The organism is Thermodesulfobacteriota bacterium (assembly GCA_034189135.1).
GTDB lineage: Bacteria > Desulfobacterota > Desulfobacteria > Desulfobacterales > JAUWMJ01 > JAUWMJ01.
Genome location: JAXHVO010000120.1, coordinates 1 through 25,094 on the forward strand (window position 1 = coordinate 1; position 25,094 = coordinate 25,094).

Annotated in this window: 25 protein-coding genes; 13 read left to right on the forward strand and 12 right to left on the reverse strand. The window is 40.4% G+C overall.

The genetic code is table 11. The features are described from left to right. The 8 genes from SWH54_17305 to SWH54_17340 all read right to left on the reverse strand — a co-directional run. Positions 1–841, reverse strand: an 841-nt coding sequence (locus SWH54_17305) for a class I SAM-dependent methyltransferase (protein MDY6793025.1), incomplete at its 3' end; no start/stop codon positions are given. A gap of 156 nt (positions 842–997) precedes the next feature. After that, positions 998–1,999 (reverse strand): glycosyltransferase family 4 protein, encoded by a 1,002-nt coding sequence (locus SWH54_17310; GenBank protein ID MDY6793026.1) that lies wholly within the window; start codon positions 1,997–1,999, stop codon positions 998–1,000. Beyond that, positions 1,996–2,850, reverse strand: coding sequence for a glycosyltransferase (locus tag SWH54_17315; protein ID MDY6793027.1), 855 nt, complete (start codon positions 2,848–2,850; stop codon positions 1,996–1,998). The genes SWH54_17310 and SWH54_17315 overlap by 4 nt, the downstream gene beginning before the upstream one ends. Positions 2,851–3,017: 167 nt before the next feature. Next, the gene (locus tag SWH54_17320; GenBank protein MDY6793028.1) at positions 3,018–3,677 is read right to left on the reverse strand and encodes a class I SAM-dependent methyltransferase; all 660 of its coding nucleotides are present in this window, start codon (positions 3,675–3,677) and stop codon (positions 3,018–3,020) included. 17 nt (positions 3,678–3,694) lie between these two features. After that, positions 3,695–4,813: a glycosyltransferase family 4 protein gene (locus SWH54_17325; GenBank protein MDY6793029.1), complete on the reverse strand. Its 1,119-nt coding sequence runs from the start codon at positions 4,811–4,813 to the stop codon at positions 3,695–3,697. Next, positions 4,810–5,922, reverse strand: a complete 1,113-nt coding sequence (locus SWH54_17330; GenBank protein MDY6793030.1) for a DegT/DnrJ/EryC1/StrS family aminotransferase — start codon at positions 5,920–5,922, stop codon at positions 4,810–4,812. The genes SWH54_17325 and SWH54_17330 overlap by 4 nt, the downstream gene beginning before the upstream one ends. Next, positions 5,919–6,920 (reverse strand): GDP-mannose 4,6-dehydratase, encoded by a 1,002-nt coding sequence (locus tag SWH54_17335; GenBank protein ID MDY6793031.1) that lies wholly within the window; start codon positions 6,918–6,920, stop codon positions 5,919–5,921. Before SWH54_17335 ends, SWH54_17330 begins: the two co-directional genes overlap by 4 nt. Next, the gene (locus tag SWH54_17340; protein MDY6793032.1) at positions 6,910–7,689 is read right to left on the reverse strand and encodes a glycosyltransferase family 2 protein; all 780 of its coding nucleotides are present in this window, start codon (positions 7,687–7,689) and stop codon (positions 6,910–6,912) included. The genes SWH54_17335 and SWH54_17340 overlap by 11 nt, the downstream gene beginning before the upstream one ends. Before the next feature lie 262 nt (positions 7,690–7,951). Here SWH54_17340 and SWH54_17345 point away from each other — a divergent pair, with 262 nt between their 5' ends. Further along, positions 7,952–8,890, forward strand: coding sequence for a glycosyltransferase family 2 protein (locus SWH54_17345; protein MDY6793033.1), 939 nt, complete (start codon positions 7,952–7,954; stop codon positions 8,888–8,890). Here SWH54_17345 and SWH54_17350 read toward each other — a convergent pair. The 4 genes from SWH54_17350 to SWH54_17365 all read right to left on the reverse strand — a co-directional run bounded on the left by SWH54_17350 (position 8,865) and on the right by SWH54_17365 (position 13,564). Continuing rightward, on the reverse strand, positions 8,865–10,307 hold the full coding sequence (locus tag SWH54_17350; protein ID MDY6793034.1) for a lipopolysaccharide kinase InaA family protein: 1,443 nt from the start codon (positions 10,305–10,307) through the stop codon (positions 8,865–8,867). The two genes, SWH54_17345 and SWH54_17350, sit on opposite strands and share 26 nt — an antisense overlap. A gap of 87 nt (positions 10,308–10,394) precedes the next feature. Continuing rightward, positions 10,395–11,402, reverse strand: a complete 1,008-nt coding sequence (waaF, locus tag SWH54_17355; protein MDY6793035.1) for a lipopolysaccharide heptosyltransferase II — start codon at positions 11,400–11,402, stop codon at positions 10,395–10,397. Positions 11,403–11,413: 11 nt separating this feature from the next. Then, positions 11,414–12,631, reverse strand: a complete 1,218-nt coding sequence (locus SWH54_17360) for a radical SAM protein (GenBank protein MDY6793036.1) — start codon at positions 12,629–12,631, stop codon at positions 11,414–11,416. A gap of 9 nt (positions 12,632–12,640) precedes the next feature. After that, positions 12,641–13,564 carry a Gfo/Idh/MocA family oxidoreductase gene (locus SWH54_17365; protein ID MDY6793037.1) on the reverse strand — a complete coding sequence of 308 codons (924 nt, stop codon included), beginning with the start codon at positions 13,562–13,564 and terminating at the stop codon, positions 12,641–12,643. 426 nt (positions 13,565–13,990) lie between these two features. Here SWH54_17365 and rocD point away from each other — a divergent pair, with 426 nt between their 5' ends. The 12 genes from rocD to rlmB all read left to right on the forward strand — a co-directional run bounded on the left by rocD (position 13,991) and on the right by rlmB (position 25,024). After that, on the forward strand, positions 13,991–15,187 hold the full coding sequence (rocD, locus tag SWH54_17370; GenBank protein MDY6793038.1) for an ornithine--oxo-acid transaminase: 1,197 nt from the start codon (positions 13,991–13,993) through the stop codon (positions 15,185–15,187). Between the two features lie 149 nt (positions 15,188–15,336). After that, positions 15,337–16,338: an ornithine carbamoyltransferase gene (gene argF, locus SWH54_17375; protein ID MDY6793039.1), complete on the forward strand. Its 1,002-nt coding sequence runs from the start codon at positions 15,337–15,339 to the stop codon at positions 16,336–16,338. Positions 16,339–16,386: 48 nt separating this feature from the next. Continuing rightward, positions 16,387–17,712: a cyclic 2,3-diphosphoglycerate synthase gene (locus tag SWH54_17380; protein ID MDY6793040.1), complete on the forward strand. Its 1,326-nt coding sequence runs from the start codon at positions 16,387–16,389 to the stop codon at positions 17,710–17,712. After that, positions 17,705–18,643 (forward strand): carbamate kinase, encoded by a 939-nt coding sequence (arcC, locus tag SWH54_17385; protein MDY6793041.1) that lies wholly within the window; start codon positions 17,705–17,707, stop codon positions 18,641–18,643. Before SWH54_17380 ends, arcC begins: the two co-directional genes overlap by 8 nt. A gap of 157 nt (positions 18,644–18,800) precedes the next feature. Next, positions 18,801–19,523 carry a FadR/GntR family transcriptional regulator gene (locus SWH54_17390; GenBank protein MDY6793042.1) on the forward strand — a complete coding sequence of 241 codons (723 nt, stop codon included), beginning with the start codon at positions 18,801–18,803 and terminating at the stop codon, positions 19,521–19,523. A gap of 182 nt (positions 19,524–19,705) precedes the next feature. Next, the gene (locus tag SWH54_17395; protein ID MDY6793043.1) at positions 19,706–20,908 is read left to right on the forward strand and encodes a GGDEF domain-containing protein; all 1,203 of its coding nucleotides are present in this window, start codon (positions 19,706–19,708) and stop codon (positions 20,906–20,908) included. Positions 20,909–21,048: 140 nt separating this feature from the next. Beyond that, positions 21,049–21,222 (forward strand): Trm112 family protein, encoded by a 174-nt coding sequence (locus tag SWH54_17400; protein MDY6793044.1) that lies wholly within the window; start codon positions 21,049–21,051, stop codon positions 21,220–21,222. After that, a complete protein-coding gene (locus SWH54_17405) occupies positions 21,219–21,749 on the forward strand; it encodes a DUF4416 family protein (GenBank protein MDY6793045.1) in 531 nt (176 codons plus the stop codon). Before SWH54_17400 ends, SWH54_17405 begins: the two co-directional genes overlap by 4 nt. Before the next feature lie 180 nt (positions 21,750–21,929). Continuing rightward, positions 21,930–22,811, forward strand: coding sequence for a YicC/YloC family endoribonuclease (locus tag SWH54_17410; protein MDY6793046.1), 882 nt, complete (start codon positions 21,930–21,932; stop codon positions 22,809–22,811). Between the two features lie 397 nt (positions 22,812–23,208). Continuing rightward, positions 23,209–23,463, forward strand: coding sequence for a DUF370 domain-containing protein (locus SWH54_17415; GenBank protein MDY6793047.1), 255 nt, complete (start codon positions 23,209–23,211; stop codon positions 23,461–23,463). Between the two features lie 5 nt (positions 23,464–23,468). Continuing rightward, a complete protein-coding gene (gene gmk / locus SWH54_17420) occupies positions 23,469–24,083 on the forward strand; it encodes a guanylate kinase (GenBank protein ID MDY6793048.1) in 615 nt (204 codons plus the stop codon). 185 nt (positions 24,084–24,268) lie between these two features. Beyond that, positions 24,269–25,024, forward strand: a complete 756-nt coding sequence (rlmB, locus tag SWH54_17425) for a 23S rRNA (guanosine(2251)-2'-O)-methyltransferase RlmB (GenBank protein MDY6793049.1) — start codon at positions 24,269–24,271, stop codon at positions 25,022–25,024. Positions 25,025–25,094 lie beyond the last annotated feature (70 nt).

A 25,094-nucleotide genomic window follows, 5' to 3' on the forward strand; every position in this document is an offset into this window, starting at 1 on the left:
GTATTATTCTTGGCCTAGTTAATGTTTTTACTGTAATTTGTCGTAATCCAAAACGCCTGGCCAGCATATTAAGATTTGTCGGACAAAAAAGTATTAGATGGCGTGGTATTTCGTTTGCAAACCAAAACTTACCAAACCATCGTCGTCCCAGGGACTTACTGTTTGGCGTTTTTATTACCAGCCTTCCCCCACTTTTTAGGATGCGGGCGATTTCTTTTATAAAGTTGACCGGTTCAGGGATGTGCTCTATAACCTGACGTGTGGTAACTATGTCAAAACTGTTGTCTTTGAATGCTGCGCTGTGTAAATCACCCTGAAATACTTTAAGGCCGGCCTTGTGACAAATATCGACTGCAATTGGGTTAAACTCCACCCCTTCAAACTGCCAGCCAAGGAAATTCATGTCCCTGATAAATTTTCCATTGCCGCAACCAATGTCCAGTCCTTTTCCTTTGCGAATAAACCTGATCTCATCACGGTATAGAAAAAATGAAATTGCTGGAGATATCAGTCTAAACAACATTGGTACATTTAAGTGGGAATAGTTATATTTATAGCGTAAAACTCCGCGTTTGGACCAGCTAAACGGCTTTAAAGGAGGTATATTTGTATAGACATCGTAATCGTCAGGATAATACCTAACAATTTCATCCAGTGACGGCATGGGTTCCTGATATACAGCTGCACAACGGCTGCACTCCATGTATTTATAAATTTCGGGTTTGTTATACAGAAGGTCTCTGCCTTGGAAAGAAAAAAATCCAATAGACTTGCAAAGAGGGCATTTTGATTTCAGGTTGTTTGCTTTTTGTTTTGAATCTTTGTTATTAATTCTATTCATATTGTATTTTTCGATATTTTAAAATTCAGCCAATTTCTAAAAAAATATTTTTGATATTTATTAGGTTTAAGGTTAATAGTTTACGGCTAACAATCACTGAAACCTTTTCCATTCATATTTCGATGCTGGACGTTCAATGTTCATTTTTTTACTAATCTAAATACCCCCACTGGTTATCTTTTTTAATATAGCGAGATATCTCGGCGCCTGAGTCTGAAGGGAGTATTTATCTTGTACCAGTTTTCTACCTGCAAGGCCCATTTTCATTCTTTTATTCGGATGATCAACCAATTGCGAAATTTTATCTGTCCAATCTTCTATGTCATTCGCCCAAAAACCGGTTTTATCAGGAATTGCCAGGTCTTTATTCAAACCCACGGGAGAAACCACAGCGGGGACACCTGCAGCAAGATACTGTACTACTTTGAGGCCGCACTTTCCTCGAGCCCAAAGATCATCTTTAATCGGCATAACGCCCACATCAAAACTTTTCAGATCTTGTTCTACGTCCTCCGGTCTCCATATCTTTTTTATCACTTCAATATTGTTTAAGTCAAAGAAACGGTCACATACAATTTTAAGCTTAATATTTTTATATTTCTTATTCAGTTTTTCCAGAGCCGGGGCTATCGATTTCAGGTAATGAAGATTTCCCGAAGTACCAATCCATCCAATAATGAAATCTTTTTTTGTTGTATCATAATTTTTTATGCTGTACTCCTTTAAATCAACAATGGTGGGTATCACATAAATTTTTTCCGGTGAAATAAATTTCGCCGCTTCATTTTTTAGATAAGTGTTTCCCGCAATAACTCCGTCAACCGCTATCATCATGGCTTTAAATTTTTTCATTTTGCTCCATGAATGATGATTTCCGTGGCGTGAAGAACGGTACATGATAGCGTCATCAAAATCGAATATCATCTTTTTTGCAAAATGCCTGACAAAAAAAAGATCGATAGGTGAAAGCAATTTTCTTTGAACAATCACCATATCAAAATTAGAAAGATGTTTAAAATTCCGGTACCGCGAAATCATATCTTCTGATACGCGAACAAGTTCTACTTCGACGCCGTGTTTTTTAAAAAATGGGATAAATTCTTTAACGCGGAATCTCCCCTGAAAACTTTTATGCATTAAAAAGGCTAGTTGTTTCATCTTATTATCGCAGAAAGCAAATACCGATATGGCCTTGTACTGTATGGATATCTTTTTATCGCTGATAAAAATTGTTTTTTTCCTTCTTCTTTATTCCCTGCCATAACATATCTTCTTCCCAGGGAAATTTCTAAACCTGAAATCCTCTTGTTGTACTTGCTTTTAGAAATTTTGTCTGGATCATACTGCTTTTGCAGTACCTCTTTTGCTGTATTTCTTAAATCGATTTTGTCATTACTTAGGCGGGTCTTACATTTCCTAATCCATGCCAAGGGGGATTTTATATGAGCTAAAGAAAAGCTACGGGATATTCGAAGCCACATATCGTAATCCTCAGCTCTTATATAGTTTTCATTAAAACCACCAATCTCATCAAAAACACTCTTTTTAATTATTGCAGTAGAAGTATGGATAAAGCTTTTCATAAAAAGCTTTGCATAAAGATCTCCAAAAAGCCAATTCGGCTCTTTAATTTTTATATCATGCTTTATACGAACATTTTCTGATGAGACCATGGAAATTTCAGGATGTGTTTTCAAGAACTCCATCTGAATCTTCAATTTTTCCGGATGCCACATATCGTCATCATCAAGAAAAGCGATAAAATTTCCTATTGCTTTTGAAATGCCTATATTTCTTTGGGCGGAGGCTCCTGATATTTTTGTTTCTATAAATCTAATCGGTTTGGGATACTCATAAACGGCATCTTTGGTATTGTCTTTTGATCCACAATCTACAACAATGACTTCATCAGGGAGAAGTGTCTGTGAAAAAATGCTGTCTATTGCTTCTAACAGAAAATACCTGCGATTAAGGGTAGGAATTATAACTGAAACAGTGTTTTTAATAATTTATCTCCCGACAAAGTGTAAGATTTTTAGCTTAAAAAACTTTCTTCATGATGAAAGCTCTTTAGGAAAAAGCTTAAAAAAGTATAGCAACGAATGTTATGGTCCAAAATACCATATATAAGTTTATTCATTGAAAAGATAGGTCTGTCAAAAGTTGCAAGGTATTTTTATTGCAATTCAACAACAGCATAAATCGTACGTCTTTCCTTAAAATGGATCACTTCAACACTGTTTGAAAAGGCCGATAAGAGTCCTCTTAGCTTTCTCGGGCTGAAATGCCTGAGATCCGTTCTGTCCCGGTAGGACTTCTTATAAGGGACCTCTACAAGTATCTTTGCTCCAGGATTTAAGAATCGAATGGTCTGCTCCAATGTACGATGTGGATTAATTACGTGTTCCAGGGTATGGAAGATAATGGCTGTGTTGAAACGATCAGTAAGGTCTATTTCTTCAATATTTCCATTTATAAACCTTATCTTGCCAGAAAGCTGAGGGTGATTTTTAAGATGCTTTTCGGCTATCTCAATGGCGTATTGCGATATATCCAACCCGCAAACATGATATCCCTTCATCCCATAAATAATATCAATTTCACCAGATCCACAACCCACATCAAGAATATCATTTTTAAGATGGCCACTTTCAAGGGTCAACCGAACCAAATCATTTTTTTCCCAAAACTCAAGCGTAAATGCTTCAGGAAGAACTTTTTCCCTGTATTGAAAAGTCTCATCATAGACTTTGGCAAATTCATCTAAAGATATGTCTTTGGAAATGTAAGATCTTGGATCATTATCCATCTTTTTTTTTCTCTTAATCCTCCACATTATAAAGTTCTCCTTTTCTAACTATGAGTGATTTTGGAGATATCCTTTAAAAACTGTTCAATTGCAAAAAACACACTTTCCTGATTCTTAAATGAGGGAGAATGTATTTTATCGGCTTTACAAGAGAAAACCTCTCGCATGGCTGATTCAAGGGCATCGTGGTCACCAGGGAGTACCACGGAACCGTTTTTTCCGGTAATGTACATGCTAGCACCATTAGTGCTTGTGGTGATTACCGGAATTCCTGATGAAAGAGCTTCCAGCACAACCAGAGAACAGGCGTCATAAAATGAAGGGTGAACCAGGCAATCGCAGGCCGTATATATGAGTTCAGGGTCGTCTGCTTTACCTCCGAATATCATTCTATCGGAAAGATCTTTCGCCTTTTTTTTAACTTTTCGATTATACGGACCGATAACAAGAACCTTAACCGGTAAGTTGCTTAATGACCGTGCTGAGAGGATGAGTACATCGAAGCCTTTTAATACAAGATTATTTGCCATAAAAAGAAAAACAAAGTCGCTTCGCCTGATATTATACCTTGACCGTATCTCATCTCGATACCGGACATTATTCGGTGTGAATTTATTTACATCGATTCCATTGGGCAATAGGTGGAGTTTTGACGAGGGATATTCAAACCAGGTCCGAATGTCTGTAGCGACCATATTGGATATGGCGATGACTTCAGGCTTTGTTATTTTAAAAATCCACCATTCTATCAGTCGTTGTACAAGGTCCTTAGGATTGATATACTTTATTATCCGGCAAATACTTCTTATTCCGGCAGGGTGTCTGAGTGTCTCTCTGAGAAACCATGCACGGTGGAGTCCTCCGTGGGGCTGATAAATATCCATATAAAAAGTGTTGCCCACACAAAAATGCAGGTAGTCCGGCATTTTTCTTGCTTTGAAAAAGTGCAGCAGGGAAAAACCCAGGTGCCTTAAAAACTGGGGGAATTTGAAAGGTTTGACAAGGGATATACTGATTGCGTTAGTATAAATTTTTGCTGCTTTCATACATATCACAGCCACATCGTGACCCTGGTGAGAAAGAAAATGGGCAAAATCCCAGCAGTATCTTTCAGCTCCTCCCACATGTGGGTCAAACTTTTCAATGGCAATACATACCTTCAACTATAGAAATCCTTCACACAGTCAATAATATAATGAACTTCGTCATCTGTAAGCCATGGGTGAATGGGCAAGCTGAGTATTTGATTCGAACGCAGTTCAGCGTGCTTAAGTTGTCCAAATACTTTGACTTTTTTAAAGGCTTTCTGCTTATGAAGCAAAACAGGGTAATGGATGAGGGTTTCCACACCATTATCCTTCAAATGGACCTGAAGCTCATCTCTTTTTTCCACTGAAATGACATAGAGATGGTATGCATGGGTAGAGGTTTTATCCATGGATGCATGGACAAGATTGATGTCTTTTAGGCCAATATCATACAGGGCCGCTATTTTTTGTCTTCTTTCTACCCAATTAAAAAGGTATTTCAGTTTTACTCTGAGAATAGCCGCCTGCATTTCATCCAACCGGGAGTTATATCCGGGAATATGATAGGTGTAACGGTCTTTCTGCCCATAATTTCTCAACAGGGTGAGTTTTTTAAAAAGCTCGGTATCATTGGTGATGATCATGCCTCCGTCACCGTAAGCGCCAAGGTTCTTGGTTGGATAAAAACTGAATGCTGACAGGTGACCCATTCCTCCGGCCGGTCTATTTTTGTATAATGCGCCATGGGCCTGGCAAGCATCTTCCAGCACAAATAAATTTCGACCGGCTGCAATTTCCATGATTTTGTCCATATTCGCACAGGCACCATAAAGGTGAACGGGAAGGATGGCTTTGGTATTTGGTGTGATTGCTTCTTGGATAAGAGTTGGATCCATAAGATACGATCGTGGTTCAATATCTATAAAAACAGGTGTCGCACCTGTATACATAATGGATAGGGCGGTGGCAGCAAAGGTATTTGCCACGGTGATCACCTCGTCACCCGGTCCTATATCCAATGCTTTTAAAGCAAGAAATAAGGCGTCTGTGCCTGATGCAACACCGATGGCATATTTGCAGGCACAGGCTTTGGCAAACTCTTTTTCAAATGCGGTCACTTCATTATCTAGAATATAGCGGCCTGAGTGAATCACTTTCTTTACAGCATCCAATATTTGATCTCCGACTTCAGCTATCTCGCAGGAGAAATCAAAAAATTTAATCTGCATGTTTTGCTTATTCATTTTTTCGGCCAGTAATGTTCTTTATATCTTCTGTAGAAATCGACTGTCTTTTTTATTCCGCTTTCAATGTCGACGGCCGGTTCCCATCCCACTATTTTTTTTATCCTGGATATATCCGCCCAGTAGTCACCCGGTTCTACTTCCGCCCTTTCTTTAGTGAACTCGGTGAAGTTGTAGGAGCCGGTTTTTGAAAAATTTACGATTTTTTGTGCCAGTTCCCTGAATGTAACCGCTGTTCCGGAGCCCACATTGAACACATGACCGATGGCTTCATTGGTGCAGGCAGTCTTAAGCATGCATGCAACCAGGTCATCGATATACAAAAAATCTCTTTTAATCATACCGTCGCCAAACACCGGTATGATATCGTCGTCCAATGCTTTTTTAATAAACCAGTTAAAGACACCGTATTCGTCATGCATCATCTGGTGCCTTGGGCCATAAGTGTTGGTGATTCGAAGGCATATTCCCGGGATATTAAATACTTCTTTATATACGATAATTATTTTTTCAGCTGCAAGGTTTGTCACAGCATAAAGCCCTTTGGGGTTTAAGGGGTGATCTTCATTTACAGGCAGTTTTACGCTGGAGCCATACTCTCCTCTTGTGCCTGAATAAACGACAAGGGCATCCGGGTTGTGATGCCTTAAGGCCTGCATGAGCACCAATGTGCCCAGGCAGTTTATTTCAAGGTCCTGCACAGGGTTTTTCATGGAGTCCACATGATTGACCTGTCCGGCCAGATGAAATATAATATCCTGGTCCTTGACAAGATGGTTGATGGAAAGCTGGTTTCTTATATCACTGTAGTTTATCCTTACCTCGTTTTTGACCGGCTCTATATTGAACAGGTTCCCTCCTTGCCTGGGAAGCATGTTATCCACTATGGTGACATTCGCTCCCAGTCTGACAAGCTCGATCGATAGGTTTGAACCGATAAATCCGAGGCCGCCGGTGATGAGGACATTTTTATTGTTGTAGAACGCTTTAGTCTTCACTGTTGTTCCTTTTCCTTGGATTATTTTTCAGCTCCCAGAGTTTTGCGTATTTTATGAATACATAATATACGGTTGACACAGCGATTACAAACCCCGGCAAACCGTCCATAAAACCTCTTTTAAAAAAATATTCCTTGATAAACCTGAAGGGTGGTCGAAAAATCAGGTCAATGTAGCTAAAACGGCGACTTTCTGCAATCATATCCCTGGCCGCTGTATCCGAATAGTTGTTGATCGTATCTATTTGATCGGCAATGTCTTTATAGTTATAGTGAAAGTAAAAATTTGTTAGTGTTCCGACCTTTCCGCAAACAGAAACTTTCGCATGGAGACCACCTTCAAAAGCTCCTTTTGATTTCCGGAACAATCTTATTTCATAGTCAGGCACCCATCCACCGTGCATGATCCATCTGCCCAGATAGAAAGTCCTTCGGTGAATAATATATCCGTCATATTTACCATTGTCCGTTTCAATTCTTTGCATCATTTCTTTGGCCAGCTTGGGTGAGATTTCCTCATCTGCGTCAATAAAGATGACCCATTCGTTTTTTGCTTTGGAAATGCAGTAGTTATATTGGTTCATGTGACCGGGCCAATGCCGTTTTTCAAAATGACTGGCGTATTGTTGTGCAATTTTCGGTGTTTCATCAGTGCTGAAGGAATCGACCACAATGATTTCATTGGCCCAAGGGAGAACACTTTTTAAAGCCCTTTCCACGGTACGTTCATTATTAAAGGTGATCATGCACACAGAAATATTGATCATCATATTGGTTGCCCAATCTCCATGGTGTATTAATAACAGATTTGTTTACAGACGGCAAAGTATGGCTGAAAGGAGGTATGGTGTCAAGTCAGAAATAGATAATAAAAACAGGCATTGTGATCATAAGGTTAAGGAAAAGATTGAATATTTGTCCTGTTATTCATTCTAAATTTGCTTGAAAGCGTAGTCTATCTTTAGTATGTTCTCGCCACCGGTTTGCCAGACCTGGATTTTTCAAGGGTAATTATTTTACCTATTATTAGTGATGCAGGGAGTGAATCAATTGGATATCTCGTTTATCATAGTGAATTGGAATACAAAAGACCTCTTACATGAATGTTTGGCATCCATTTATAAGACGATGGACAAATTGAAATTCGAAGTATGGCTGGTGGACAATGCTTCCACCGATGGAAGTGTTGAGGCGGCAAAAAGTAAATATCCCGATATAAATACGATAGTAAATGAGCGAAATTTAGGTTTTGCGGCGGCAAATAATCTGGCTTTAAAAAAAATGAAGGGAAAATATGCGCTGTTACTCAATACGGATGCAACACTGACTGACGCTGCTGTGGATGAACTTTATTGTTTTATGGAGGCTAATGATAAGACAGGTATTGCCTGCGGACAGTTGTTGAATACGGATGGGTCCAAACAAAATTCCATAGCAAATTACCCCTCTTTACTTTCGCTGTTATTTAATGAAACAGTATTGAGAGTTTTATTTCCGCATAAATTTCCCAGTAAAAGAAAAGAATACATGGCTCCCCTTGAAGTGGATTCATGCATCGGGGCATGTATGATCGTTCGCAAAAAGGCCATGGATGAAGTGGGAGCCTTTGATGAAGGATATTTTTTTTATCTTGAGGAGACAGACTGGGCTTACAGGATGAAACAAGCCGGGTGGGGCGTTTTTTTTGTACCGTCGGCCAGGATATTTCATGCGCAGGGCAAAAGTGTCGGTAACAATGCAAATAAAAAGATCATGTTTTATCGTTCTCGTTATTATTTTTTTAAAAAGTGGTACAAAAGAAGTTATGTCATTATTTATATCATTGGTTTTTTGCGACTGCTGGTCAATACTTTATTATCATTATTTGGCGTATTATTCACTTTAGGATTAAATGACGGGATAAGAAAAAGATTTGGTATTTATATTCAATTAATCCTCTGGCATTTCAACGGTTGTCCATCAAGCCTTTAAACATTGCATCAATCTCGGGAAACGTTTTCCAATTTTCCAAAAATATATTTATATCCCTTTGATGAGCGCGCTCAAATCGTTTCCGGCTATAATGCATGCACATGGCATCCAGGTCAACCAGCACAGGGTGTTGTTGATGAATAATTATGTTGGTCCCCTTCATATCCTGATGGCTGATCTTGGCAATGGCAAGGTTTTTAAAAATATCCAAAATGCGTTTGGCCACAACGGGTTGTTGCTGTTTATTGCCATCATTAAAAAAGTCAATTGCATTCATGCCGTCAATATAATCATATACGAAATACGCCGTACTCCTGAAATATCCAAAACGTCTTTCCAGCATGGCCACCGGCATCGGGGTTGCGATGCCCAACATTAACAGCAGGTGTGCACTTTGCCAGGAATGCATTGCACGCGATGGCCTTAAAAAGCGCCTAAGCCTGTGTCTGATATTTTTGATGTTATATCGTTTAACCACCAGGTCGTGTTCGTTGATCTTAATTCTTATTACGGTGGAGCTGTTTCCCTTTTTGAGAAAAATGCTTTTCGGGTCATTTATGATCCTGTCAGGGTTATGCAGAAAAGCGGTCATTTCCGGAGTATCATAAGCTTTTTTGCAAAGTATAAAACGAGTAAAAGACCTGCGGCAAGTCAACTCTGAATATTCCTTTAAATTTAACTTAAGGTAATTTTTTATCCTCCACCTTCGCCAGCGTTTAATTCGTAAATCCAGTTTTCCAAATATACCTTCAGACTCTTTCAAACCGGATGCTTCAATATATTCTGTATACAGGTCAACAATAAGGGAGTAATCTGGTAAGGTAAACTGTGCGAACAGCATGGCGAGATTTTTTAAGCGGTCTTTGACTTTCAAAGGACGGCCTTTTTTGTTCTGCCGAATGGGTGTTCCATCAATGGTATAGATTGTTTTGTTCTTAATCAGAAAGTTATTCAGATGCAGATCAAGATGCTTTATGCCTGCCTGGTGCATTTTAGCTTGGATTATCATCAGCTTGCGTATCAGGTTTCGTTTCTCTTGAATGCTTTCAACGGTACTCCAAACGCTTCCTAACTCAGTGGATGGGTAAATATAGTTAAATATTAATGCCCCGGCTTTTTTGTCCTGTGTTTTCCCGATAAATAACAAATCAGGTGCAGGGATACCTGCTTTTAATAGTGCCTGGATTCCCGATGACTCTCGATTTACATGACGGTTAATCTGAAGCGGCTGATAAAACAACTTGGCAACCACCTTGTGCTTCCTCCACCTTCCCAAGTATACGGCTCGCTTCCCCGGGATAAGATTTAACAGTCTTTCACAGACCAGATGTTCATTGCTTCCATCTATGGACAAGCAAAAGGGTAGCTTAATTTCTCCTGCTGAATTTCGCAGTTTTATACCGTTATACTGAATCATAAGGTCATCAAAAGAATGTTGAAAAAGCTATTAAAGGATAACTTAGGTTTTCCGGGTACAAAAAAAGAATATTTTGATATGCCGAAGTCAAGTGCCTGATTGGGTCAGAAGTTTTGTACAGGCATTCATTACTCTGTTTACATCAAGCTTTCTCATACAGTCCCGATGTGGACAATGTTTCAGATAGCAGGGCACGCATTCCATTTCGGTCATACTTACGACAAGGCTTTTATGATTTTGTGGTCCTACATAATACGGATCTGTGGGACCAAACAAAGCGACTATCGGAATGTCTATCGATGAGGCAAGGTGCATAATTCCAGAATCTATGCCCACAAATAGCTTTGCATCTTTTATGATTGAACAGAGTGAACGAAGTCCGGTATTTCCGGTTAAATCCACCACAAACGGCTCTTTGTTCCGGTTGCTTTCCATTGCCAGTTTTACTATGGTTTGATTGTAAGCTTGACTTTTTCTTCCCCCCACCAGTACCGTATCTAATCCAAAGTTTTCCTTAATTGAAATGATTAATTTTGCGAATTTATGCTGGCCCCAAGTCTTTGTCTGTCTTCTTTTTGACGCCCCTGGTGAGATAACAATGTATTTGGGGGGAAGGCCAAAATTATTTCTGTTCTTATCTGCAGTGATAAGTCCGATATAGTCATTTTTATTCACACTGATATTGAGTTTTTTAAGCAGCTTGGCATTATTGTGCCAGCTATTATGGCCTTCGACGATTTCTTTGATATCAAGACATAGATCCCAGGGAAAATGAGCAAAGCCGGCTTTTATTTTTGCTTTGCTAAATGTGGTCAATATCAGGCTTTCCAAAGACCTGGGCAGGGAGATTAACAGATCATACTGGTAACTGCGCAATTTGTTTAAAAGCTCAAGCTTTGCTTTCAAATTTACTTCCCGCAATATGATGCGGTCCACATAGGGTAATCCTGTCAACAGCTCTTTCAGGTAGGGTTTTACAACTGAATGAATGGTTGCACCAGGGAAATTATCTCTAAGGGCTTTTAGCAGCGGAAGGGAAAAGACCAGATCACCGATCTGATTTAGATGAATAATACATATTTTGTTGAAATTCATAGCTTTTAGGCTTAAAGAAAGAAATCATCATCCTTTTCTTCTTCTATTTCATCAACATTTTCATTTGAATGAATAGAATTTTCTATCCACCAGTTTAAGTGGTGATAAAAACATGCCACTACGCTGCACTCCTGTTCAGCGTTAAAGTTTGCGATGGAGTGAGCCAGGTCTTGTTGCGTGTCATTGAATTTGTTTTCATCATCATAGCCGTTATAATTTCCTATTTTTGCTTTATCAGCACCCCTGAAAGCGGGACAATGAAAGATTCCGGACGGGGTGAGAACAGCCCGGAAAAATTGCGCATGACAGGTTTTCGGTTGTTTTTTCATTTCATGGACTTTACCACCCATCAGTTCTGACAAATTTATGCTTTTCAGTATTTTTATCTTTTTGTTTGCGATTTGCTTCGCCTGTTGCAAATTATTCTTAATTTCTTTTATCACTTTCTGCTCTCTTATTTTATCTGGAGGGTCAAAAAGAGATTCCTTTTGAGAAAGATCAAGCTTCAGAAGACAGGGTTTGAAAGATATATAGTCAAAGTGATAGGTTTTTGCCAAACGAACCGCTTGAGGAATTTCATCAATGTTCGGGCAAAGTTGTTTTCCATCTATGTAAATTCCTTCCCACACAATGACAAAAGAATAGCCCATGGAAATGCGTGGGTTAAGTTCTTTAAATTCCCGCGCATTGGACAGTATGGTTTCCAGACTGATATTATTTTTCGGATTGTGGGACCGGGCAAATGTTGTTTCACTTGCGGCATCTATGGAAATTCTTAACCAGTCCTTTCCCTCTAATAGTTTTGCAATATTTTTAATATGCTGGAGTCTTGATCCATTTGTTACGATACCAATTTGCATTCCCCTGTTTTTTAGGTACCTGACTATTTCTTCAAAGTCTCTATGAAGGGTGGGCTCACCGCCTCCGATGAGGATAACAGACATCAACCCGTGAGATTTTAAGGTATCGATGCTTTGTTTCAGGTTTTCCGTATCAAGAATCTTACCGGAATTTATTATTTTTGAATCGACACAGTGGGGGCAGCGGAAATTGCAAGCGGTTGTTAAATCTAGATTTATCGATAAAGGCCCGTAATCAGGAAAAGCTTTACTGGTATCGGATGCCTCGAAACTACGACGCCACGAGATATATTCTTTGAGTCTTTCAATGACCGACGACTGTCTTAGCTTGGAGCTAAAATCGTGTTCTTTATTCTTTAATTTTTCCATAAATACCTTTTAAATTGTTTCATAACAGTTATAAATTTTTTTCAACATATAATACGTGGCCATAATATGCAACTTGCCTATTTGTGGCTCCTTTTTTGTTTTGACTGAGGATATAAAATCTTTCACCGATAGCTCAAGTGGATCATCCAGCTTCAAGCTTTTATCCAGATATTTAAAATAAATGTTATAGTCCTTAAGATCCAGAACGCGGTAAACAATTTTATCATTAAATCCAAATCTAAAACTGCGGGGTTGTCGCTTTTGCCTTTCAAGGTTGATAAGGACCTCGCAGTTGTTGTTGGGCGTCGTATAGATGAACCTTACTATCATTTTACTTCCATCGGGCTCAATATTTGTTTTAATCATTTTGCCTTTTCCCAAAGTAAAATACAGAAGGCTTAAGGCATGGGGGATTGAATCGAGTATCATCTCTTTTCCGCGAACCATGGGAGAAAGATGCATAAAAAAAGTATCAGTTTTTTTTCGGTCAATGGGCCCGCAAAGGGTTTCATAATAAGGTAACGAGAAAGGCCATTGAGAATTCATGGCAATTTTGAGTTTCCTGTCTTCAGCTTTCTGCAAAATGAAATCGACTTGTTTATGTGGGTCATCATGATTATTCCACATAAACGGTTTTTCACAGAAAACATGCAAACCTGCATCCACCGATTTGATAAGGTAGTCAAAATGGGTCGGCAATGGGGAGGCAATCACAACCGAGTCGGGTGTTTTCTCTGCTATCATTTGGTAAAAGTCGGTATAGGCAGAAGCTTGGATACCATACCTCTTTAGATTGCTAGCGGCATGACGGGAAGTTGTTTTTGTGGTTCCCAGCACGGAATTAACGGTGGTCTTGTTTTGGTGAAAATACTTTGCAATATATTCTCCGATGCCGTTATTATTTCGACCAGCCCCTATTATGGAAACTTTCATTCCTTTACCATATTACCAAGATATAAGATCGAATTAACATTTCATAGTATACTAAGATTTTCGAAAAGTACTCTTTTGTAAAGTTCTCGAACTGCCAATAGCAATCTGGAATGTCGCCCGCTTCTCATGTTTGGCATACATAGAGAATACTAAGGTTAAATCTTATATGTTACTAAAGAATTAATTAAAAAAAAATAACATGCAGCAATAATTTTTGCAACGTCTATTATCATGGGAATATACCACCAAAAACCGAGATATTGAGGTTGTTGGTGATAAATATTTGTTGACTTTAGCGAAAGGGCTTTTTAGTATACATCATACGATTATACCATTATATCGTATAAACATTGGAGAAATTCCAAATATGGGTTGGGAGAGGTTTGGGTGAAATCTAAATAGAAAATGAAACAAGAGAGGTGAAAGGTGAAACAACAACAATATATGGATTTGGAAAATGAATTTGGCGCACATAATTACAAGCCGCTGGATGTGGTGTTGGAGCGAGGCGAGGGAGTCTGGGTTTGGGATGTGGATGGCAACAAATACCTTGACTGCCTTGCAGCGTATTCCGCAGTCAATCAGGGGCATTGTCATCCAAAAATTATGAACGCAATGATTGACCAGGCAAAAAAATTGACATTGACTTCAAGAGCATTTCGAAATGATCAGCTTGGTTTATTTTACCAGGAACTGTGTAAACTTACCCATTCTCACAAAGTCTTACCCATGAATAGCGGCGCAGAGGCGGTGGAGACTGTGATTAAGACGGTTAGAAAATGGGGATATAAGGTAAAGGGAGTTGAGGAAGATAAAGCGGAAATCATTGTCTGTGAGAATAATTTCCATGGCCGTACCATTACCATAGTCGGATTTAGCACAGACCCGAATTCCACCGAGGGGTTTGGTCCGTTTACCCCTGGTTTTAAAATTATCCCCTTTGGAGATGCTAAAGCTTTGGAAGACGCAATTACACCCAATACGGTTGGCTTTCTTGTAGAACCGATTCAGGGCGAGGCCGGGGTGATCATCCCGCCGGTCGGGTATCTGAAGGCCGCAAGGGCTATTTGCGAAAAAAACAATGTGGTTCTCATACTGGATGAAATCCAAACCGGCCTGGGGCGAACCGGAAAACTTCTGGCTGAAGAACATGAGAATATAGAAGCGGATTTAACCTTAATCGGCAAAGCCTTATCAGGCGGCTTTTATCCTGTTTCAGCTGTTTTGTCCAACAGCGAAGTCATGGGCGTATTGCAGCCAGGTGAACACGGAAGCACATTCGGAGGTAATCCATTGGCATGTGCTGTGGCCCGTGTTGCGTTGAAAGTGCTGGTTGAAGAAGGAATGGTAGATAATGCCGCAGAAATGGGGACTTATTTTTATGATGGGCTAAGTCAGATAAAAAATCCGATAATTAAAGAGATTCGAGGCAAAGGATTAATGATAGGTATGGAGCTTTGGCCTGAAACAGGCGGAGCTCGCCAGTATTGTCAAAAACTTAAGAAAAAAGGGCTGCTTTGTAAAGAGACCCACGAGAATATTATTCGGTTTGCACCCCCGCTTGTTATTACCAAAGATGTGGTTGACTGGGCACTGGAACAGATTGAAGCTGTTTTAAAATAAGAAATAGTTAACAGGTTGAATGGTGATTGCGCATGCTGCCTCTTTGTCTTCACTTTCCCTACTCAACCATTTAATAAGCTCTGTAATAGAGCCGAATACGATTCAATAACTATTTTTTAAAGATAAGAAAACCATGATGAGGATAGGAAATGTTATCTAATTTTAAACAGAAAAGCTTTCTTAAACTGCTGGATTTTTCTCCGGAGGAAATTCATTTTTTGCTTAAGTTGGCTGAAGATCTTAAAAAAGCCAAATATGCCGGAACAGAACAAAAAAGACTAAAGAGAAAAAATATTGCATTGATTTTTGAAAAAACATCCACCCGAACTCGATGTGCGTTTGAAACCGCTGCATATGATCAGGGCGCTCATGTGACCTATCTTGGGCCGACCGGTTCTCAGATGGGTCATAAAGAATCGATGAGGGATACGGCAAGGGTGTTGGGCAGAATGTACCATGGTATTGAATACCGTGGCTTTGCCCAGAATAAAATCGAAGAACTGGCGCAATACTCGGGTGTGCCTGTGTGGAATGGTCTGACCAATGAATTTCATCCCACCCAGGTTCTGGCCGATTTACTTACCATCATAGAGCATACTGATAAGACGTTAAATGAGGTTTCATTCGCCTATCTGGGTGATGCCAGAAATAACATGGGGAATTCATTGATGATCGGGGCTGCAAAAATGGGAATCGATTTTCGTTCCATTTCTCCGGAAAAACTCAAGACAGAGATGAGTATAGTAAAACAAGCAAAGAAGATTTCAACAGTAACCGGTGCAAAAATACGGATCACCGATGATGTGGAAAAAGGAGTAAAAGGTTGTGATTTTATCTGCACGGATGTCTGGGTATCCATGGGAGAACCGGAAAATGCCTGGGTGCAGAGAATCGAATTATTAAAGCCATACCAGGTGAGCCAATCGGTTATGGAAATGACCGGAAATAATGATGTAAAGTTTTTGCACTGCCTGCCGGCATTTCACAACCGTGAGACCTTGATCGGTGAAAAGATTTATCAAAAATTCGGGTTGGAAGCGATGGAAGTCACCGACGATGTGTTTGAGTCTAAAGCGTCTCTCGTTTTTGATGAGGCTGAAAACAGGATCCATACAGCTAAGGCGGTTATGGTAGCTACGCTGGGATCTTAAAAAGCACAAAATATTAACATAAGAAACTAAATGAATGCGAGGTAATATATGGTAGAGAATGTCATAATTATGGGAGCTGCCGGGCGGGATTTTCATAACTTCAACGTCTATTTCAGGGATAATAAACGATACAAGGTCATTTGCTTTACAGCCACGCAGATTCCAAATATCGATGACAGGCGATATCCAGCTGAACTGGCAGGTGAATTATACCCAAAAGGTATCCCGATATATTCTGATGAAAAACTGGCTGATTTGATAAGGGAAAATAAAGTGGATCTGGTTGCCTTTTCTTATAGTGATGTCAAGCACATCGAGGTCATGCACAAGGCTTCCATCGTTACTGCAGCAGGCGCAGATTTTTTAATTATTGGTGCGGCATATACCATGCTTAAATCAAAAAAGACGGTCATATCCGTATGCGCCATCCGTACCGGATGTGGAAAATCTCAAACCAGTCGTAAGGTCGTGAAGATTCTTCAGAAGATGGGAAAGAAGGTTGTTTCCATCCGCCATCCAATGCCTTATGGGGATCTAACCAAGCAGATTGTACAACGTTTTGCAACTTATGAAGATTTTGAAAAACATAAATGCACCATTGAAGAAAGAGAAGAATACGAACCGGTTGTTGGAATGGGGGCAGTCATTTATGCCGGTATCGACTACGGAAAAATTCTTAAACAAGCAGAACAGGAAGCAGATGTTATCGTCTGGGACGGCGGAAATAATGACACACCGTTTTATAAACCGGATATAAGCATCGTTGTGTTTGATCCACACCGGGCCGGACATGAAACCACTTACCACCCGGGGGAAACAAACATGCTGATGGCGGATATTGCCATTATCAACAAGGTGGATAGTGCAAAGATTGAAAATGTGGAGAAGGTGAAACAAACCATAAAAACAAATAATCCCCGTGCCAGAATTATTTTGGCCGATTCAAAAGTCATTGCCGAAGATGCGGATATGATAACAGGTAAACGAGTACTGGTTGTTGAAGACGGTCCTACCTTAACTCACGGGGAGATGAGTTATGGTGCCGGCGTTATTGCTGCCAGACGGTTTGGGGCGGCAGAACTGGTTGACCCGCGCCCCTACCTGTCAAGCACAATTAAGGAAACTTTCGAGAAATACCCGAATATCGGACCGTTATTACCGGCAATGGGGTATAGCCCCCAACAGATGAAGGACCTGGAAACCACCATTAACAACACCGAATGTGATCTTGTTTTGTCAGCGACCCCAATAGATTTGCTCAAGCTTCTTTCCATTGAAAAACCGACGATGCGGATTCGTTACGAGTATAAGGATAACAGCAATCCTACTTTAGAGGATTTATTAAAAGAGCTCATGGTTTTAAAAAATGAATAAGCAAAGTCCCAACAAACCGATTCTCCTGGTGGCCCTGGGAGGTAACGCCTTGATTCAAAAGGGACAGGAAGGAACAATTGAACAGCAGTTTGCAAACTTAAAAGTTCCTATTCGCCAGATTGCAAAACTTTCAACAGATTATAAAATCATCATTACACACGGTAACGGGCCTCAGGTTGGAAACCTGATGCTCCAGCAGGATTACTGCGATGCTGTGCCGAAACTTCCTCTGGAAATTCTGGTTGCGCAGACCGAAGGCCAAATCGGATATATGATAGAATCGACCCTGGACGAAGAGTTGATGAAACTGGGAATTGATTTCAAGCCTCTGGTAAGCCTAATTACCTATGTGGTTGTCGATAAAAATGATCCTGCATTTAAAAAGCCGACAAAACCTATCGGCCCGGGCTTAAGTAAGAAGGAGGCTGCCAGGATCCAATATCCAGTGACCAAAACATCTAAAGGGTATAGACGCGTGGTGGCTTCGCCCAGACCGATTACCATTATTGAAAAGCGGGAAATACAAAAACTGATTGATATGGATTTTATAGTCATTTGTTGTGGCGGAGGTGGGATTCCGGTTATACGAAAAGGGAGGGCCTTTAACGGTGTTGATGCGGTTATTGATAAAGATCTGGCGAGCGCCCGTCTTGCCGAGGAAGTGGGTGCGGACATTTTTCTAATGGCAACCGATGTGGAAGGCGCTATGCTTAACTTTGGCTGCAAAAACCAGAAGATGCTTCGTCTCATGTCAGTGAAAGAAACAATCCGTTATACTAAAGAAGGCCATTTCCCGGACGGTTCAATGCTGCCCAAAGTTGAGGCAGCCATGCAGTTTGTTGCCAACCAGAAAAAAAAAGCGGTGATTACCTCAATTAAAAAAATAGAAGCGTCCGTCAATGGCAAGGCCGGCACTGAATTTATTCTTTAAAAAGTGAGGATCGTCTGCAAAAGAGCGGGTAGGATTTTGATGAATCCCTGAATCCTTGAACGCTTTCCATCAGCTAATCTGAAGGGGAACCAACAGCGATCGCATTTTGAAATAGCCCAAAATGCATGCTTGTCACTAATAGCAGCAGGTAAAATATATGATAAATAAAAATATGCGTTACAAACTATATGAGTTTGTGGCGGAAGATTTGGGGTTGAAGATCATAAAAGGTGACTACAAGCCGGGTGATACCCTTCCGAATGAAGAGCTGTTGAGCAGAGAATTTGAGGTGAGTCGAGGTGTTTTAAGGGAAGCCACCAAGGTTCTGGTTAAAAAGGGATTGATTCGGCTGAAACCGAAAATTGGTACACAGATTCAGCCTAAAAGGGAATGGAATCTATTTGATCCGGATGTACTGATATGGGAATTTGAGGCAGGCAATAAGATGAAATTCCTGGAAAACATCATTGAAGTGCGGCGGATTATCGAATCAGAGGCTGCAAAGATTGCGGCAGCACGTGGAAGCAAACAGGATATTTCACTTATCAGGTCTAACTATGACAAGATGGCCCGCTTTTTAGACGATAAAGATGGTTATTCCTATGAGGAATACAGCAAGCTGGATATCGAGTTCCACACATCCATTTTAGAAGCCTGTCGCAATGAGCTCTTTTCGCAAATTGGCTACACCATACGGCAGGCATTGTTGGCGGCGCGTCAAAGTGACAGAAAAGATGTCCAAGCCCAGAAAGAAGCACTGTCGCTGCATTTCGATATTGTGAATGCAATTGAAAACCATCAACCTGAGGAGGCTTACAGGGCAACCCAGGCACTTATTTATGAAATATGGGGAGAAATGAAGGACAGAATATCCAGTTGAGAGTCAGGTGAACTTAAACGCACATTGAACCGGTGAAGACACATTTTCCTCCAACAATCCATTTTTTTAATCTTGTCAATTATTACGATTCTTGTTATTAAATCTTTTTAATGGACTTACAAAAAGTCTGATTTTTCCTGCCTCAATTATATCAACGTAGAAATGTTTCCGGAGGTTAGTAAATGGAACAAACAAGGGCTCTGGTTTTAAAATGTCTCGATGATTATGAGGATGATGACAGACTGATAAAAGAACTAAATCAAATTATTGAGAAAAAAGGAAAAACCGCATGTTCGGTAATCTTTCATGTGTTAACCAACCTTGAGATAAAGAGTGGAGAAGCCAGGGAATTTTGGACTGAAATTATCACGCATTATAAAGAACTGGTTTCGATTTTAGGTCGTAAAGTAAGCCTGAGAACAGTGCTTTGTGATTATTTTTGTTCAATCCACAGATCATTAAAAAATCCTAAAGTTGTTGAGATTCAACTTTTTGAAAAAACAGTCAAAGCTTCCACCTATGACAACCTTACCGGTCTTTACAACAGGCAATCATTTGACGAAACCCTTGAGCGTGAGATAAACCGCGCAAAACGTCATGCAAAGGAACTATCCATCTTATTTCTCGATCTGGATGACTTTAAGGAAGTGAACGATTCTTTTGGACATCAAGCCGGTGACGAGGTTTTAAAACAGGTCGCTAAAATCGTATTAAAGGAAAAAAGGTCTGAAGATTTAGCCGCCAGATATGGAGGCGAGGAAATAGTGATTATCATGCCTGAAACAGGCAAGGTTAACTCTCTTGTGTTAGCAGAAAGGATCCGCCAGAGAGTTGAAGAAATGAGTTTCGATTTCAATGGGCACTCTGTCAGGCTAACCATAAGCGGAGGACTTGCGTCATTTCCGGAAAATGCCACTGATGCAAAAACCTTGTTGAAATGTGCGGACAATGCACTTTATAGAGCCAAGGGCTCAGGAAAAAACGGTATTTCCTTTTTTTCCCAGGATAAACGGCGTTATATGCGTATTGAGATTGACCGCGAAGTTAAGGTCAGAGAGCTTGGGTTTGAAGATACGCAAACCCAAACAGGAAAAGGGAAAAATATCTGCTTTGGGGGGATTCTTTTTGAGAATGAATATGCACTTCCCATTGGAACTAAAATACAACTCCATATTCCTCACAACCATAATAAGCCTTTGTTTATTATCGGAACGGTTGTTCGGGTGGAGGCTTTTGGCTCGGAGCAATATGATATAGGGGTGGCGATATCATTCATAGAAATGGATAAAACCATTAAAAATGAGATTTCCCGATGGCTTCAGATCCAAAGAAACAGCTCACCGGAAAGTAATGATGAACTGGTAAAAAGCATCACCGATGGCTAAGTAGCAAGTTCCATAACCAAGGCATAGTGGTTTTTCAAGGACGAGACAATACAGGTAGTACGCCGAGTGATTGAAAACTGCTGCAACGCAGTAGATGGGACTTTTACCGCGCCATTAATTAATGAATCAGGGAGAGTATTATGACCATAAAAAAAGAACTGTTAGATATTCTGGCTTGTCCGAAGTGTAAGGGAGATATTTATTTGAATGATGCGCAAGACGGGCTTATTTGTGATCATTGCAAGCTGTTGTACGAAATAAAAGATGATATTCCGATTATGCTGATTGATGAAGCAAAGCCCCTTGAACAATGAGTCTTCCTAAAGCGCCGAAACCGGCAAAACTGGTTATAGGTCTTTTCATGAAAGAAAAGCACCTTATGGAAAAAATAGTTGTTGAATTGATCAACGCATTCGGTTCTATCGACATTGTTAGTTCATGGTTTCCATTTGATTATACCGATTATTATGAACCTGAAATGAGCGCTCCTTTGTATAGAAGGATGCTGGCCTTTAAAGAGTTGGTCCGGCAAAGTGAACTTGCCGATATAAAGATTTTAACCAATGAGATCGAATCAAATTATTCCCCCCAAGAAAAACGTTTGGTAAATATTGATCCGGGATATTTGCTTAAGGAACGGTTTGTTCTTGCCACAGGAAAAAACTTTGCCCACAGGATTTATATTGGCAACAAAATATATGCTGATTTGACATTGATTTATACAAAAGGTGAGTTTAAAAAGCTGCCGTGGACATACCCGGATTATTCCGCTAAAAATATGCAATCATTTCTCAGCCAGGTACGAAAAAAATATGTGGTTGATTTAAACAAGATGGACTGATGAAAAGCCATTTTTCACCACTGTGACAGCAAACAATGCATGGAAAAACCAGGGCCATTAATTGCTTGAGTTTCCCACCGCTTATCTATAGCAGAGCCTGAACTCATAAAGGGTTGATTGCTGTAAAAGAGGTGCAAATAGAGCCACCAAAGGAAAACCTCATTTATTAACGAGAAAAAAATGATAAAAAGCATGACCGCATTTTCCCAAGCGGAAACGACTACAGATAATTTTACCACCATCATCGAAATACGTTCATATAACAGCAGATATCTTGATATTGCGCTGCGGGTTTCTCGTGGATACCATCTTTTAGAGGATAGAATAAAGGGTATGATATCCGCAAAGGTGAATCGAGGGCGAATTGAAATCAATGTCCAGATTAAAGACCATTTAGATGAAACACTTGCATATGATATCAATACGGAAAGGGCAAAGGCATACCATGAAGTCCTGATGAAACTGAAAGACTTATGCAACATTAAAACTGAAGTTTCTTTAGAACTTTTGGCAGCCGAAAGTGGAGTTATCGTACAGGAAGAACTGGAAAAGGATGTTGATGCCTGTTGGGTGGTGGTGAAAGAATGTCTTGCCGAAGCCATTGAAGACTTAAACAACATGCGCAGCAGGGAAGGGAAATTCATTGCCGCAGATATCAGCAAACGACTCGACTATATTGAAAAAAGCCTAACTCAAATTAACGATAGTTCCGGTGATCTTTTGATTTATTACCAGAAGCGGCTTAAAGAACGAATTGCTTCTTTAACAAAAGGCTTAGTGGACATAGAGCCAGGACGGATTGCCCAGGAGGCTGCCATTTTGGCTGACAGAAGTGATATTGCTGAAGAAATTGTCAGGGCAGAAAGCCATATAAAGCAATTTCGCCATATTACCCGTTCAAAGGAATCTTCAGGCCGGAAGCTCAATTTTCTGCTGCAGGAACTTAACCGTGAGTTTAACACAATGGGTTCCAAAACAGAAAAAGCAGAGATATCTCATATCGTCGTTGAGGTGAAGTCGGAGCTTGAGAAGATAAGAGAGCAGGTGCAGAATGTGGAATAGAATTAAGTGAGGGGTCGGGGAGTTTTTCAATTTGTATTCAGTTCGTCCGGAGAAGCGCCCATTTGCCCGTGTCAGCCTTAACAATAATTTCGCAAAACTGGCGTTCGGCAGCTATCTCGCCAAGATTCGATTTGAACCAGCCCCGGGGGACAGAACCCCACCGCAACGTTGATCGTCTCTGGCTGTATGGATTTAACTGAGAAGATAGGGGGCGTGTACAGAGTGCCGGACTTATTTGTTAAGGCTGACACGGGCAAATGGGCGCTTCTCCGGACGAATCACTAACAATCATTAAAGCTCAAACGGTTCACAAAAAAGCCATTGATAAGAAACTCTCCGACTTAATTAAATAAGATGTTTCCATTAAAAAAACCGCATGAAAAGAAAGGGAGTAAAGATGGACCCAAGTTTACTTAACATCGGATTTGGAAGTACTGTGGTCGCTCATCGGATTGTTTCAATTGTATCGCCGAATTCCGCTCCGATGAAGAGGCTTAAAGATGAGGCAAAGGATGAAAAACGCCTGATAGATGCAACCCACGGCAGAAGAACACGTTCAATAATTATCATGGATAGCAATCATGTCGTTTTATCAGCAATACAGGCTGAGACCATATCTCAGAGGTATTCCATGCTTAAGGAAGCTCAGTAAGGATAATGAACCACACAAAAGACAGCGAATTTGGTTTAAAAACAGGATCCGTGGTTAATAAAGGGCGTCTTTTTATTGTTTCCGGACCGTCAGGGACCGGTAAAACCACCCTGTGCAGCGCGGTCCTTAGCCGGTTTTCGGACATGCTTTATTCAGTCTCATATACCACCAGAAAGCCCCGTACGGGAGAGCAGAATGGAATCGACTATTACTTTATTAAAAAAGAAGAATTTAAAGATAAAATAGAACATGGGAAATGGGCCGAATGGGCAGAGGTTCATGGAAATTATTATGGCACAAGCGCAGAGTTATTAGACCAGGAGTTGGACTCAGGACGGGATATTATTCTTGATATAGATGTTCAGGGAACCTTCCAGCTTGTTAAGCGATATCCTGAATCAGTGGCAATTTTTGTCATGCCTCCGTCTATTGAGGAATTAAAGCGTCGCCTGAAATTAAGGAATACAGACTCAGGTGAGGTGATTGCAAGACGACTTGAAAATGCCAAAATGGAAATGACCAAGAAAAATCTTTACCCTCATGTGATTATAAATGATCAACTCCCTGTTGCCATTGGGCAGCTCATAACTGTTATCGAAAACTATCGTTCAGCTGGGTAACAGTTCAGACAAAAGCGGTTTCCATATTGTTTTAACCGTAAACGAATAGAGACCGTCAGGTTTCACTCCTGGTCGCGGCATCGCCGTGGGCAAAGCCGAATAGACTTCAGGGCTGCTTTTCAAGCGATACCCAAACCAGACGTCTTTACCAACAGGTATCAATCAACCACTTGCAATCAGACAAAATGAAAACTGAAATCCTTTATGGAATTAATCCTGTTTTTGAAGCCCTTAAGGCGGGTAAAAGAAAAATTCACCAAATTTATATTGCAGCACATAAAACTTCCGGGCGTATTTCAAAAATAGTAAAATTTGCCGAATCCAAAAAAATCCCCGTAAAAAAAGTAAAAGCAACACAGCTTAAATCAATCGCAGGGACCGGTCAGCATCAGGGCGTCAGTGCGAGAGTAAATCCTTATCCAATGGCCGATTTATCAGATATTACCGACAGCGAACCGGGAAAGGGTAATCATCTTTTTCTATTACTGCTGGATAATGTCCTCGATCCACAAAACTTGGGTGCAATAATCAGAACCGCATTGGGAGTAGGAATAAGCGGTATTATCCTTCCAAAAGACAGGTCTGCCATGCCGACACCTGCTGTTTCCAAGTCATCAGCCGGGGCCATTGAACATGTTCGGTTGATAAGGGTCACCAATATGGTGGACACAATTAGGATTCTGAAAAAGCAAGGAGCATGGATTGTGGGATTGGACCAGGAAGCTGAAAAGACGGTTTATTCGAGTGATTTGACCGGTTCACTTGCGATTGTTATCGGAGGAGAAGCAAAGGGAATTCGACCCTTGGTAAAAAAAAATTGCGACTTTATCGCTTCCATACCGCAAACAGGACAGCTGAATTCTTTAAATGCTTCTGTTGCCGCAGCAATAGCGATGTACGAAGCATTCAGGCAGAGAAGAATCGCCGGGAACCAAGAATAAAGAATCAAAGAAAAGAACCGGATGCGAGAACAACGTTTAGAAGCACAGTATTTCTTTTTGCGGGTATTCA